We start from the raw sequence: 13,689 nt of genomic DNA, 5'->3' as shown, positions 1-13,689 counted from the left end.
GAGATCGGCAAGAAGACCGATCTCTTCCTGCGTTTCTCGTCGGTGGCCGGCGAACGCGGCGCCGCCGATGCCGAGCGCGACATTCGCGGCTTCGCCATCAAGTTCTATACCGAGGAAGGCAACTGGGATCTGGTGGGCAACAACACGCCGGTCTTCTTCCTGCGCGATCCGCTCAAGTTCCCCGACCTGAACCATGCTGTCAAGCGCGACCCGCGCACGGGCATGCGCAGCGCCGAGAACAACTGGGATTTCTGGACCAGCCTGCCCGAGTCGTTCCACCAGGTCACCATCACCATGAGCGAGCGGGGCATCCCGCGTAGCTGGCGCCATATGCACGGCTTCGGCAGCCATACGTACAGCTTCATCAGCAAGGACATGCAGCGCCATTGGGTGAAGTTCCACTTCGTGACCCAGCAGGGCGTGCAGAACCTGACCGATGCCGAAGCCGCCGAGGTGACCGGCCGCGACCGCGAATACCATCAGCGCGACCTGTACGAAGCCATCGAGCGCAACGAATTCCCGCGCTGGAAGCTGTTCGTGCAGATCATGCCCGAGGCCGACGCCGCCAAGTATCGCCACAACCCATTCGACCTGACCAAGATCTGGTCGAAGAAGGACTACCCGCTGATCGAAGTGGGCGTGATGGAACTGAACCGCAATCCGGAGAACCATTTCGCCGAGGTGGAACAGGCCGCGTTCGCGCCGTCGACGATTGTGCCGGGCATTGGATTTTCGCCAGACAAGATGCTGCATGGCCGCCTGTTCTCGTATGGCGATGCCGAGCGCTATCGCCTGGGCGTGAACCACCACCTGATCCCGGTGAACTCGCCGAAGGCCGCCCGATACGTCAACAGCTATCACCGCGACGGCCGCGGCCGCACGGACGGCAACGGGGCCGGCACCATTGCCTACGAGCCGAACACCCGTGGCGAGTGGGCCGAGCAGCCCGATTTCCGTGAGCCGCCGCTGTCGGTCGATGACGCCGCCGACCACTGGAACCACCGCGTGGACGACGACTACTTCTCGCAGGCGGGCGACCTGTTCCGCCTGATGTCGCCGGCCCAGCAGCAGACGCTGTTCGACAATACCGCCCGCGCCATCAAGGGCGTGTCCAAGCCCGTGCAGCAGCGCCACATCGACCACTGCACGCAGGCAGACCCGGCCTACGGCGCCGGTGTCGCGGCGGCGATCGAGAAGGTCGAAGCCAAGTAAGCGCTGTAAGCGAAGCGAAGCAAGCAGAGGGCGGGCACGTCCCGCCCTCTCCACGACAGCAAGACGAGAGCAGAGATGGATCAGACCCAAGCCCCCACCATGACCGCCGATGAAGAAGCCCGCATGATCGCCGCGCTGGGCCAGGTGTTCGACCTGGCGCGCAATGGCGACGCGGCCGCGCTGGCGGCGCTGATCGAACGCGGCATGCCGCCGAACCTGCGCAACGAAAAGGGCGACAGCCTGGTGATGCTGGCCGCCTATCACGGCCATGCCGATGCGCTGCGCATGCTGCTGACAGCCGGCGCGTCACCCGACACGCGCAACGCGATGGGACAGACGCCGATTGCAGGGGCCGCCTACAAGGGCTACCGGGAGATCATCGACATCTTGCTGGAACACGGCGCGGACGTCGAAGGCGCTTCGCCCGACGGCCGCACGGCGTTGATGGTTGCGGCGATGTTCCAGCGCACCGAGATCGTCGAACTGCTGAAGCAACACGGTGCCGATCCGGAAGCCCGCGACGAGCGCGGCATGACGGCGGCCGACGCCGCCGCATTCATGGCCGGCCGCACCGGGCCAGCACACTAACTACTCCTCTGCGGTCAACCGCGCCCGACGAACGGCATCTTGGTTGCCATCACGGTCATGAACTGGACGTTGGCGTCGAGCGGCAGGTTGGCCATGTGCAACACCGAACTGGCAATGTGGGCCACGTCCATCAGCGGTTCCGGGCGAATCTCGCCATTGGCCTGCGGCACGCCACGTGCCATGCGGTTGGCCATGTCGGTGCCCGCGTTGCCAATGTCGATCTGGCCGCAGGCGATGTCATAGGCACGGCCATCGAGCGACAGGCTCTTGGTCAAACCCGTGATGGCGTGCTTGGTCGCGGTATAGGGCACCGTGTTCGGGCGCGGCGCATGGGCCGAGATCGACCCGTTGTTGATGATCCGGCCACCGCGCGGATCCTGCGCCTTCATCAGCGCGAATGCGCCGCGCGCGCACAGGAATGCGCCGGTCAGGTTGGTATCCAGCACGGCCTTCCATTGCTCGAACGATAGTTCGTCGATGCTGATGGCCGGCGCGTTGACACCGGCGTTGTTGAATAGCACGTCCAGGCGGCCGAAGCGGCTGCGCACGGTTTCGTACAACGCATCGACCGACGCCGGGTTGCTGACATCGCACTGCACGGCCAGCGCCGCCTGCCCCGCCGCCTTGGCCTCTTCGGCCAGTGCTTCCAGCGTTTCGGCGGTACGGCCCGCCAGCACTACCTGATAGCCGTCGGCCAGCATGGCCTGGGCCACCGCCTTGCCGATGCCGCGCGCGGCGCCCGTGACCAATGCGACCTTTGCCTGCTTTGTCATGCTCGGTGTCTCCGTTCCTGAATAGGTTAAGCAAGTGCTGACATGGTGGTCATCGTACAACACCCGGCCGGGCACCGGTGCATTCATCCACAGATTGTCAGGGGGCGGCAGGTGAAGTTCTAAAGATATAACAACAATGCATTTGGGCTGACCGCGCGGTTGTCGTACGATTCGTCGCTGACTGGGCGGGTGCTGGGAGGCGCTCGCCTTCCCTTTTCCAGCGCCCTCATACAACTACAAATGTCAGTCGATCTCGCCCTGTCGCCCGCCGGTGCGCAGGCTTCCGCCCAGACGGCCGCGCCGTCCAAGGCCGTTATCCGTTCCGCCGCCGATGTGGCGCGGCTCGTCAACGATGGCGGCGCCGCCGTCAGCAACGCCCGCATCGTGGTAGCCATCGCGCTGGGCGGCATTTTCCTGGACGCCTATGATTTGGGTGCCCTCGCCTTCGGCCTGAAGGACGTCACCAAGGAATTCGGCCTGACGCCGGCCGGCACCGGCATGGTGGCCTCGGCCATCACATTTGGTGCGATTGTCGGTGCGTTCCTGGGCGGCTATCTCACCGACCGCATCGGCCGCTACCGCGTGTTCATGGCCGACATGCTCTGCTTCGTGGTCGCCGCCATCGCCTGCGCCCTGGCACCGAACGAGTACGTGCTGGCCGGCGCCCGCTTCGTGATGGGCCTGGGCGTCGGCATCGACCTGCCCGTGGCCATGGCCTTCCTGGCCGAGTTTTCCAAGCTCAAGGGACACGGCAACAAGGCTGCACGGGTGGCGATGTGGTGCCCCACCTGGTACGCGGCGATCTGTGTCTCGTACCTGCTGGTGCTGGGCTGCTACTCGATCCTGCCGGAATCGCACAGCGGCCTGCTGTGGCGCATCATCCTGGGCTTCGGCGCCGTGCCGGCGCTGATCATCATTGCCGTGCGCAGCCGCTACATGAGCGAATCGCCGGTGTGGGCCGCCAATCAGGGCGACCTCCAGGCTGCCGCCAAGATCCTGCGGAAATCGTACGGCATTGATGCCGAAGTGGCGCCCGATGCCGTGGTGGAACCGCCCAAGCGCCCGGCGTCGTGGCGCAACTACGGCCTGCTGCTCAAGGGCGTCTACGCACGCCGCACCGTGCTGGCCACGGTCATGTCGATCGCCTCGTCGTTCGCCTATAACGCGGTGGCCTTCGGCCTGCCCGTGATCATTGCCAGCTTCCTGGCTCAGACCATGCTGACCACCATTCTGGTGTCGCTGGCGCTGAATCTGCTGTTCGCCTTCGTCGGCGGTCTGATCGGCGTGCATCTGGTGCCCAAGACCGGCGCGTGGAAGCTGACCGTCACCGGCTACGCGTTCCAGCTGGCCGCTTTGGTTGGCCTGGCCTTGGTGGGCAAACCCGCCGGCGGCGCGGAAGTGGCCATCGCCATTTCGTTCCTGGCGCTGTTCCTGCTGGGCCAGGGCTTTGGCCCGGGCGCGCATACCATGACCTATGCGTCGCTGAGCTACCCGACGTCGCTGCGCGGCGTGGGCGTGGGCTTCAACCAGACACTGATGCGCGCCAGTTCCACCGCATCGCTGTTCCTGTTCCCGGTGCTGGCCGCCGCCCTGTCTACCAAGGTGTTCTGGGTCATCGCCCTGGCGCCGCTGGCGGGCCTGCTGGCGCTGCTGGCGATCCGCTGGGAACCGGCCAATTACGACGTGGACGCCGAGGACTTCCAGCCCTGATACCCCCGGCCGGCCCCGGGGCGACCCCGGCAGCCGGCTGAGATGCCTTGGCGTATCTTCTAGCGGGCAGCGGCCTCCACGGCCTCGGCCCGCTCTGCGACGATGCGCAGGCGGTCGAAATTCACGTTCGCCCCGGACGTGATCGCCACCAGTGCCTGCCGCGGCCCTTGCGGCAGGCGGCCCGCATACTGCTTCAGCCCCGCCACCGCCAGTGCCCCGGCCGGTTCCACCAGGCTCCGGGTGTCCTGGAAGATGTCCTTGATGGCCGCGCACAGTGCATCGGTATCCACCGTCAACACGCCATCGAGCAGATGCCGGCATAGCCGGAACGTCTCCTCGCCCACGCGCTTGACGGCCGTGCCATCGGAAAACAGCCCCACCGAATCCAGCGTCACGCGCTCGCCGGCGGCCAGCGACTGTGCCATCGCGCACGAATCCTCGGTCTGCACGCCGATGACCTGTACCTCTGGCCGCACCGCCTTGACATAGGACGCCACGCCGGCCGCCAGGCTGCCCCCGCCGATCGGCACTAACACGGCATCGAGTGCGCCGCGATGCTGGCGCAGGATCTCCATGCCCACCGTACCCTGCCCGGCGATCACCTCGGGATCGTCGAAGGCCGGGATGAAAGTCAGCGCCTGCTCGCGCTGCAGGGCCATCGCATGGTCGTAGGCTTCGGAATACGACTCGCCGGCCAGCACCACCTCCACCATCTCGCCGCCGTGGGCCCGCACGGCATCCACCTTGACCTCGGGCGCCGTCTGCGGCACCACGATCACGGCCCGCACACCAAGACGGGCCGCCGACAGCGCCACACCCTGGGCATGGTTGCCGGCCGACGCCGTGATCACGCCGCGCGCCAGCGCATCGGCCGGCAGGTTGGCCATCTTGTTGTAGGCGCCGCGCACCTTGAACGAGAACACGGGCTGGTGATCCTCGCGCTTGAGCCAGACCTGGTGACCCAGGCGCGCCGACAAGCCAGGCGCCAGGTCGAGCGGCGTTTCGCGCGCCACGTCGTAGACGCGGGCCGTCAGAATCCGCCGCAGGTAGTCATCTGCATCGATTGCATCGCCATCTGCACGCAGAAACAAGGAAGAAGCGGGGGAAGCTGCGCCGGCAGCGGTGTACCGGCTAGTGGCGGGGACGGCGGAAACCGTGGTTTGCGGCATGGAACGCTCCTGTCTGAAGTCGGGGGGGGTCCCCAGGAGGCGGCCACAAAAAAACCCGCCTCGGTGGGCGGGTTGTTTGTCTGTTCCGGACGCGCGCTAACCCACCATTCGAGGAATGGTGCGAATAATCGCGATGATGTTCAGGCCGAAACAGGTCATGGCAGCGAGTGTCACGGATTTATGCATATTGTGTCAATCCCGGCGATGTTCGGCTGCACGGCGTTCGCGGCCGCCTGTTGCAGCCGCGCCGATTCCCGCAATCCGTTTCCCCATGCGGTGTTCAGGCGGACGCAAGCTCGTATTAGAATCGCCGTTGTCGTCACGTCCGGCCCCGTTGAAGCCAGAGGTCATGTTCCGGGTTGGATATCCGCCCCGGACTGGTTTTGTCCCACGGGCAACCGGCGCTTCAGTTTAATAAGAAACCATCCGATATCTGTCCTGCGTCCACGGGACTTCGGGCATAACAGATACATGACCGCGCTTGCATACGATGTCGCCCTGGCACCCGAGCCCGCCGATCGCCGGCTGGCTGGTGCCACCCCTGCCGGGGACGAGGCCTGGGCGTTGCTGGAGGCTTCCGGCGCGCTGGCCATGCGGGTCGACATCCAAGGCCGCATTCTCGAAGCCACCGAAACCACGGCCGACCTGCTGGTCTATCCGCTGGACTACCTGCTGCACACCTCCGTACTTGACCTGATCGCGCTGGAATCGCGCGAGCGCGTGGCGCGCATGCTGCAGGGCTGCGGGCAGGATCACGCCGCCCGGCGCGAGCGCGTGCGGGTGGTTGGCGGCGGCGGCCCGGGCTGGATCGACCTGCGCGTCAGCCATCACCGTGCCGCCGGCGGCGCGGCCAGCCTGCTGCTGTTCGGCCACGACATCACCGAATGGGTGGAATCCGAGCGCCAGTTGACCGAGCGTGCCTTCCTGGATCCGTTGACAGGCGTGGGCAACCGCGCCTTTATCCGCAAGCGGATCGAGGAATACACGTCCGGCCCGGCGTCCGGCCAGTCGTTCGCGCTGGCGCTGATGGACCTGGACGGCTTCAAGAACATCAACGATTCGCTGGGGCACGAGTTCGGCGACGCGCTGCTCAAGGAAGTGGGCGCGCGGCTGCAGGACACCGTGCGCACGCACCATAGCGTGGCCCGCCTGGGCGGCGACGAATTCGTGCTGATGATGGACGGCCTGGAGTCCGAAGCCGAGGCCGTGCGCATCCTGGAGCGCGTGATTCACGTATGCCGCCAGCCGTTCCTGCTGGGCGGCTGCCATGTGCGCATCACCACCAGTATCGGCATGGCCTTTTCGACCGAAGCCCCGCAAAACGAATCGCAATGGCTGCGCCGCGCCGACCTGGCCATGTACGAGGCCAAGGCGCTGGGCAAGAACCGCTATTGCGTCTATTCGCACGAACTCGACCGCCGGCTCGACGAGCAGTTCCGGATCGAGCAAAGCATGTTCGAGGCGGTGCAGAGCGGCGAATTCCTGCTGCACTACCAGCCGATCGTATGGCCAGATTCCGGCGAGATCTGCGCGGTGGAAGCGCTGATGCGCTGGGAGCACGCCGGCGAGTACATCCGCCCCGACGTCTTCATCCCCGTGGCCGAGAAGAACGGCCTGATCAAGCATCTGGGCGCGTGGGCGCTGCGCTGCGCCTGCGCGCAGCTGGCAGCCTGGGATGCACAGGGCATCCGCGTGGGCCACATGTCGGTCAACGTTTCGGCCGTGCAGTTCCTGCATCCGAACTTCTATGACAGCGTGCGCGGCGCGATTCAGGACGCCGGCATCGGCGCCGACCGCCTGGTGCTGGAAATCACCGAAAGCGCGCTGATGACCGACCCGCAGGCCGCCGAGCGCCTGCTGCTGTCGCTGCGCGCGTTGGGTATCCGCTTTGCCGTGGACGACTTCGGCACCGGCTATTCGAGCCTGTCGTACCTGCGGCGCTTCCCGCTGTCCGCGCTCAAGGTGGACCGCAGCTTCGTGGCCGACATGATCGATTCCCCGCACGCGCGCACCATCGTGTCCGCCGTGCTATCGCTGGCGCGCGAGCTGGGCCTGGTGGCCATCGCCGAGGGCGTCGAGACCGACGCCCAGGGCGCATTGCTGGCCGCGCAGGGCTGCGACCTGGTGCAGGGGTGGCGCTACGCGCGCGCCCTGAGCCCGTCCGACTTTGAAAACGCGGTGCTGGACGGCAAGCTCCTGATGGGCCACGGCGAAGTGTTCGCGCAGCGGGTGGCGCCCTGATGTCCAAGACGGAGTTCTTCGAGACCCTGTGGGCACGGATGGCGCACCAGGGCGACTTCCCCACGCTGCAGTACTGCGTCGACAACATCTTCAAGACGCTCAACGCCGACCTGACCGTCGGCGAGATGGCCACGAGCGTGCTGTCCGACTTCAGCCTGTCGCAGAAGGTGATCCGGCTGGCCAATTCGGCGATGTACCGGTCTTTCGGCGGCGAGGTCACCACGGTGTCGCGCGCCATCCTGGTACTGGGCGTGGAGGCCATCAGCCACCTGACGCTGGGCATCCAGCTGCTCGACTACTTCCACGGCGTGGCACCCAAGCGCCCGCAGGCGCTGAAGGCACTGCAACGTGCGCTGGTAGCCGGCGAGATCACGCGTGCGCTGACCCAGGCGCGTGGCATCAACGAGGGCGAGGAAGCGGTGGTCTGCACGCTGATGCACCACATGAGCCGCCTGCTGATGGTGTTCTACTTCCCCGACGAATGGGAGCGCGTGGAAGCCATGTGCGCCGCGCATCCGATGACCGAGAACGAGGCCGCGCTGGAGGTGCTTGGCGTGTCGCTGGAAGACATTGCCGAAGCCGCCGCGCGCAAATGGCGCCTGCCGGGCCTGATCGCACATGCGATGAAGCCGCGCACGCTGTCCAACGACACGGTACTCGAAACGCATTCTGACTGGCTGTCGGCCATCGCCCATGTGTCGGCGGAGGCCGCCGTCATGATGGTGCGCGAAGGCAACGAGGCGTCGGTGGAGAGCCTGCTCAACACCCACGCCAAGATGCTGGGGCTCAATCCCGGCGATGTCAGCGTGGCCGTGCGCCAGGCCGAGGTACTCAACACGTCAATCACCGCATCGGAAGCGGCCACCCCTGCGGATGGCAGCGCCCCGCACGGCCCGCAGTCGGTAAACGTGCTCGAGCGGCTGCAGGCGGGCCTGGCCGAAGTGCGACGCGAAGGCGCTGGCCTGACCGTTTCGCAACTGGCGCCGATGGTGCTGGAAACCAGCATGCGGGCGCTCGATTTCTCGCGCTGCTTCCTGATGATGCTGAACCCCACCACGCGGCGCTTCCACGCCCGCCTGGGCTTTGGCGATGGCATGCGCGAGGCGCTGCCCGCGCTGTCGTTCGAGGAAGGCTTCGTGCCCGACGTGTTCCACTTCGCCGGGCTGTCGACCAAGCCGCTGCTGATCGAGGATACGTTCGATGCGGAGATGGCGCATCGCATGCCGCGCTGGTATCGCGACGCCCTGCCCGACGCGCGCACGGTGCTGCTGGCACCGGTCAAGATCCGCAATCGCTGCATCGCCATGATCTATGGCGACTGGGGCGGCGCCCGCATGCCCGTGGTCATCGGCGAGGCCGAACTCGAAGCCATCGACGCGCTGACCAGCGAGATCGCCGCCGGCGTCATGCGCGCCGCGCCCGACCGCACGCCGCCGCGCCCGCGCTAGCCCGGGGCGCTAATCCTGCGGGCCAACCCGGCGCGCCTTCAGTGACGCAGGGCCTTGCGCGCGGCCTTGTTGGCGTACATGGCGGCGTCCGCTTCGGCCAGCAGGTCATGCACGTTGCCGTGGCGCAGGTGGTCGAAGGCAATCGCCCCCGCACTGAACTGCAACGCATACCCCAGCGGATTGCGCGCATTCCAGGCATCCAGCTGCAGCTGGAGCCGCGCCAGCGCGTCATGGCAACCGGCCGCATCGGTATTGGTCAGCAGCACGGCAAACTCGTCGCCGCCAATACGCCCCACCACATCGGATTCACGAAAGACGGCACGCAGCTCCGCGCCAAACGCGGTTAGCGCCCGGTCGCCTTCGGCGTGGCCGAAGCGGTCGTTGATCGGCTTGAAGCCATCCATGTCGAAGAACACCAGCGTGGCGGGCCGGTCCAGGCGCCGGCACAGCTCGATTGCGTGCTGGCCCAGCACGGTAAAGCCGCGCCGGTTCGACAGCAGCGTCAATTCGTCCATAGTGGCCATGTGCACGGCCGCCAGCTCCTGCTCGGCCATCTGCGCCAGATCGTGCAGCAACGCGCGGTCTTCGGCGTCGAAGCCGCGCGGCTTGCGGTCGATCAGGCAAAGCGTGCCGAGCTTGGCGCCATTGGGCGCCGACAATGGCCGGCCGGCATAGAAGCGGATATGGGGCTCGCCGGTGACCAGCGGGTTGTCGTGGAAGCGCAGGTCCTGCGTGGCATCGGGAATCAGCAGGATGTCGTCGCCACAGATGGCATGGCCGCAGAACGATGTGTCGCGCGACGCTTCCGAGCCATCGAGCCCGTCGCAGGACTTGAACCACTGGCGATTGGCATCGACCAGGCTGACCACGGCGATCGGCACGCTAAACAGGCGTTTGGCCAGCCGGGTCAGGCGGTCGAAGCGTTCCTCTGGCGGGGTGTCCAGAACGTTGAGCGACCGCAGCGTGGCCAGGCGGACGGCTTCATTGGCGGGAATCGGGGGCAACTGCATAAGCTTGTCGGCCGTTTCTGTCTTCGTTGATGACAACATTAACGGCAAATCCTCGCATAGGTGCACCGTGTACGGTTTGTTTCACTTTTCGAGGCCGCGCGCGGGAGTCGTCAGGCATGGACCAGCACGTTGACCAGCCTGCCAAATGGGTCGCGCACGAAGAAGCGCCGCACGCCCCAGGGCTCGTCGGCCGGACCGTAGGCAATCGGCACGCCGGCGGCCTGCACGCGGGCCAACGCCGCGTCGAGGTCGTCCACCTCGATCGACAGATCCGGCACCGGCGTGCCCGATCCGCCTTCGGACAGGAAGCTGACCTGCACCGTCTGCGTGGCGCCGGACCCGTAGGTGGCAATCCAGCCGTGGTCCATCAGCAGGTCCAGTCCGAAGATGTCCTGGTAGAAACGGCTGGCGGCGGCCGGGTCGGCGGCCGCGACATTGGCAACGATGCGCTTGACCTTCATGCGGCCATCTCCGTGGCGTTGACGTCAGGATGCTCGGCCAGCGGCACGAACCGGCCCGACTTGCCGTCCAGCGCATCGATGGCACCGGTGCCGATGTCGTAGTACCAGCCATGCAGCGCAATACGCCGCTCGGCCAGCGCCTGCGCCACGCACGGGTGGGTGCGCAGGTGCGCCAGCTGCTCGATCACGTTCTGGCGCACCATGTCGTCCACACGCTCGCGGTCTGACGCATGGGGCCGCGCCAGGCTGATCTTGCGGGCGCTGCTGGCATGTTCGAGCCATTCGGCCACGGATGGCATGTGGTCCAGGCACTGGCACATGGCCACCGCCGTCATCGCGCCGCAATTCGAGTGACCACAGATCACGATATCGCGCACCTTGAGGCCCGCCACCGCGTACTCGACACTGGCGGACACGCCGCCCGGCTGCACCGCATAGGCGGGCACGATATTGCCGGCATTGCGGATCACGAACAGCTTGCCCGGCTCGCTCTGGGTCAGCAGCGCCGGCTCCACGCGGCTGTCGGAACAGGCAATGAACAGCGTGCTGGGACTCTGCTGCGTGGCCAGTTCCTGGAACAGCGCAGACAGCTTCGGAAATTCCTCGCGCTGGAATTTGAGAATGCCTTGAATCAGGTCTTTCACGATAAATCCCCCATTTGAACCGCCAGCATGTCGAATGGCACGCCATTGGTCAAAGACGGGATTATTATGCCAACCATTGGCAACACCAATAGTTGAGCCTCTCCATGCTGCTTCGCCACGTTCGCTACTTCCTGGCCGTTGCCGAGGCCGGCAACTTCACGCGCGCCGCCGAGACGCTGCACGTCTCGCAACCCACGCTGTCGCAACAGATCCGCCAGCTTGAAGACACGCTGGGCGCCCCGCTCTTCGACCGCAGCGGCCGTTCGGTAAGGCTGACCGACGCGGGACAGGCCTACTACGTGCACGCGCGGCGCGCGCTGCAAGACCTGGAAGCCGGCCAGCGGGCCATCCATGACGTGGGCGAACTCACGCGCGGCAACCTGCGGCTGGCCATGACCCCAACGTTCACGCCCTACCTAGTGGTGCCGCTGATCGTGGCGTTCAATGCGAGGTATCCGAACATCACACTCAGCCTGCGCGAAATGCCGCAGGAGCGCGTGGAGCCGCTGCTGACCGACGACGACATCGACATCGGCATCGCCTTCGACGATATCCACCTGCCGGATCTGGAAGCCACGCCGCTGATCGACGAGCCCCTGGCCTACATGGTGGGCGCGTCGCACCCGCTGGCGCGGCGCCGCGCCGCACTGGGCGCGGAGGCGCTGGCCGGGGAATCGATGGCCATGCTGACGCGGGAATTTGCCACGCGCGGCTATATCGCGCGCTACTTTGGCGGCCTGGGTATCGAGCCACGCATCGCGTTCGAGGCCAATTCGGTGAGTGCGGTGCTGGATGCGGTACGCAGCGGGCGCCACGCCACGGTGCTGCCGGCCGCCATCGCCGCTGGCCAGGCAGACCTGCGCATCCTGAAGCTGGAACGGCCACTGCCGCCGCGGCACGCCGCCCTGCTGCAGAGAAAAGGCGCGTACCGCACTGCTGCGGCACGCGCCTTCGTCGACTTTGCACTCAGCGAATTCAAGCGTCGTCGGGCGTCCCCAGCGCACGATTGATCCGCAGGGCGATCAGCGTACCCACCACGCCCGACAATAGATACAGCGTGACGGCCACCAGCCCGAACAGCGACGACAGCCCCAACGCCACCAATGGCGCAAACGCGGCTCCGAACAGCCAGCCGAAGTCCGTGGTCAGGGCGGCGCCCGTATAGCGGAACTTGGTGTCGAAGTTGGACGTGACCACGCCGGCCGCCTGCCCATACGACAGGCCCAGCAGGCCAAATCCGACCAGGATGAAGGTGTCCTGGCCCGACGCGCCGCCATCCAGCAGCCACGGCGCCGCCAGGCTGAAGATGCCGATCAGCACCGCCATGGTCGCCAGCGTGGTGCGCCGGCCAATGCGGTCCGCCAGCCAGCCCGAGATCAGCGTGCCAATGAAGGCGATGGCCGCGCCGACGATCTGGATCGCCAGCACGTCGCTGATCGGCTGCGTCTTGTGCAGGCTGACCCAGGACAGCGGAAACACCGTGACCAGGTGGAACAGCGCATAGCTGGCCAGCGATGCAAACGCGCCCAGGAAGATGTTGAAGCCCTGCGCGTTCACCATTTGCAGCGTGCTGATCGGCTCCAGTTCGTCTTCCTCCAGCAGCCGCGTGTACTCGTGCGTGACCACTAGCCGCAGCCGCGCGAACAGCGCCACCACGTTGATGGCGAACGCCACGTAGAACGGATAGCGCCAGCCCCAGTCGATGAATTCCGCCGGGGTCAGGCTGACGTACAGGAACAGGAACAGCGCACCCGCCACCAGGAAACCGGTCGGCGCGCCAAGCTGCCCCACCATCGCATACCAGCCCCGCTTCTGCTCGGGCGCGTTGAGCGCCAGCAGCGAGGGCAGCCCATCCCATGATCCGCCGAACGCAATGCCCTGCAGGAACCGGAACAGCGCCAGCAGATAGATAGCCGTGCTGCCCAGCGACGCGTACGAAGGCAGGAACGCAATGCCCACGGTGGCGGTGCCCAGCAGGAACAGCGACGCCGTCAGCTTGATACCTCGCCCCCAGCGCCGCTGCACGCGCATGAACAGCCCCGTTCCAAACGGGCGTCCGATAAAGGCGAACGAGAAGATCGCGAAGCTGTAGAGCAGCCCGGACAGCTCGCTGGCAAACGGAAAGTAGACCGTGGGAAAGACCAGGACCGAGGCGATGCCGTAGGTGAAGAAATCGAAGTACTCGGAAGCCCGGCCAATCACCACGCCAGTGGCGATTTCGGCAGGCGCCACCTCATGGTGGCCGGGCGCCGGAGGTGCAGTCGGCGACGCGCGATGCTGGTGGGACAGACTGGCCATCGTGGAGTCTCCATCGAGTGCGGAAGGAATGTCGTACTGCACTTAAAGTCCCGCAGTAACAAGAATAGCGCCTAAACTGCCATTGGAAATCGAAAGATTGCGACGTCTGCCAGCCGTCGACGTTAGTCAAACGCC

At 66.1% G+C, this 13,689-nt stretch carries 11 protein-coding genes and 1 pseudogene; 6 read left to right on the top strand and 6 right to left on the bottom strand.

Features of this window, described 5'->3' with window-relative positions:
• Together CYJ10_RS23045 and CYJ10_RS23040 are read left to right on the top strand one after the other, a co-directional pair.
• A partial coding sequence (locus CYJ10_RS23045) for a catalase (protein WP_101683796.1) occupies positions 1–1,212 on the top strand: 1,212 nt, incomplete at its 5' end.
• Between the two features lie 99 nt (positions 1,213–1,311).
• The gene (locus tag CYJ10_RS23040) at positions 1,312–1,800 is read left to right on the top strand and encodes an ankyrin repeat domain-containing protein (protein WP_101683795.1); all 489 of its coding nucleotides are present in this window, start codon (positions 1,312–1,314) and stop codon (positions 1,798–1,800) included.
• A 14-nt stretch (positions 1,801–1,814) separates the two neighbouring features.
• Here the strand turns inward: CYJ10_RS23040 and CYJ10_RS23035 are convergent, their stop codons facing one another.
• Entirely contained in the window at positions 1,815–2,573 is a 759-nt protein-coding gene (locus tag CYJ10_RS23035) for an SDR family oxidoreductase (protein WP_101683761.1), read from the bottom strand.
• 240 nt (positions 2,574–2,813) lie between these two features.
• Here CYJ10_RS23035 and CYJ10_RS23030 point away from each other — a divergent pair, with 240 nt between their 5' ends.
• Positions 2,814–4,283 carry an MFS transporter gene (locus CYJ10_RS23030; RefSeq protein ID WP_101683760.1) on the top strand — a complete coding sequence of 490 codons (1,470 nt, stop codon included), beginning with the start codon at positions 2,814–2,816 and terminating at the stop codon, positions 4,281–4,283.
• Positions 4,284–4,354: 71 nt separating this feature from the next.
• On the opposite strand, the pseudogene ilvA reads toward CYJ10_RS23030, so the two are convergent.
• Positions 4,355–5,452, bottom strand: a pseudogene (gene ilvA / locus CYJ10_RS23025) (threonine ammonia-lyase, biosynthetic); the annotation flags it as partial.
• A 471-nt stretch (positions 5,453–5,923) separates the two neighbouring features.
• Between ilvA and CYJ10_RS23020 the strand changes: the two are divergent.
• Together CYJ10_RS23020 and CYJ10_RS23015 are read left to right on the top strand one after the other, a co-directional pair.
• A complete protein-coding gene (locus CYJ10_RS23020) occupies positions 5,924–7,693 on the top strand; it encodes a putative bifunctional diguanylate cyclase/phosphodiesterase (RefSeq protein ID WP_101683758.1) in 1,770 nt (589 codons plus the stop codon).
• On the top strand, positions 7,693–9,141 hold the full coding sequence (locus CYJ10_RS23015; RefSeq protein WP_101683757.1) for an HDOD domain-containing protein: 1,449 nt from the start codon (positions 7,693–7,695) through the stop codon (positions 9,139–9,141). Before CYJ10_RS23020 ends, CYJ10_RS23015 begins: the two co-directional genes overlap by 1 nt.
• Positions 9,142–9,179: 38 nt before the next feature.
• Here CYJ10_RS23015 and CYJ10_RS23010 read toward each other — a convergent pair whose 3' ends face one another.
• The 3 genes from CYJ10_RS23010 to CYJ10_RS23000 form a co-directional block, all read right to left on the bottom strand.
• Complete coding sequence (locus CYJ10_RS23010; protein ID WP_101683756.1) at positions 9,180–10,151, bottom strand: GGDEF domain-containing protein; 972 nt, start codon at positions 10,149–10,151, stop codon at positions 9,180–9,182.
• A 110-nt stretch (positions 10,152–10,261) separates the two neighbouring features.
• Positions 10,262–10,612 (bottom strand): VOC family protein, encoded by a 351-nt coding sequence (locus tag CYJ10_RS23005; protein ID WP_101683755.1) that lies wholly within the window; start codon positions 10,610–10,612, stop codon positions 10,262–10,264.
• Positions 10,609–11,256 carry a carbonic anhydrase gene (locus CYJ10_RS23000; RefSeq protein ID WP_101683754.1) on the bottom strand — a complete coding sequence of 216 codons (648 nt, stop codon included), beginning with the start codon at positions 11,254–11,256 and terminating at the stop codon, positions 10,609–10,611. Before CYJ10_RS23000 ends, CYJ10_RS23005 begins: the two co-directional genes overlap by 4 nt.
• Before the next feature lie 104 nt (positions 11,257–11,360).
• On the opposite strand from CYJ10_RS23000, the gene cynR reads away from it, so the two are divergent.
• Positions 11,361–12,266 carry a transcriptional regulator CynR gene (gene cynR / locus CYJ10_RS22995; protein WP_101683753.1) on the top strand — a complete coding sequence of 302 codons (906 nt, stop codon included), beginning with the start codon at positions 11,361–11,363 and terminating at the stop codon, positions 12,264–12,266.
• Here the strand turns inward: cynR and CYJ10_RS22990 are convergent.
• Positions 12,232–13,554: an MFS transporter gene (locus CYJ10_RS22990; RefSeq protein ID WP_101683752.1), complete on the bottom strand. Its 1,323-nt coding sequence runs from the start codon at positions 13,552–13,554 to the stop codon at positions 12,232–12,234. The two genes, cynR and CYJ10_RS22990, sit on opposite strands and share 35 nt — an antisense overlap.
• Between the last annotated feature and the right edge of the window lie 135 nt (positions 13,555–13,689).

This window comes from Cupriavidus pauculus (assembly GCF_002858765.1).
In the GTDB taxonomy this organism is placed as follows: Bacteria; Pseudomonadota; Gammaproteobacteria; order Burkholderiales; family Burkholderiaceae; genus Cupriavidus; species Cupriavidus pauculus_B.
This window is presented reverse-complemented; position numbering and strand designations above follow the sequence as displayed.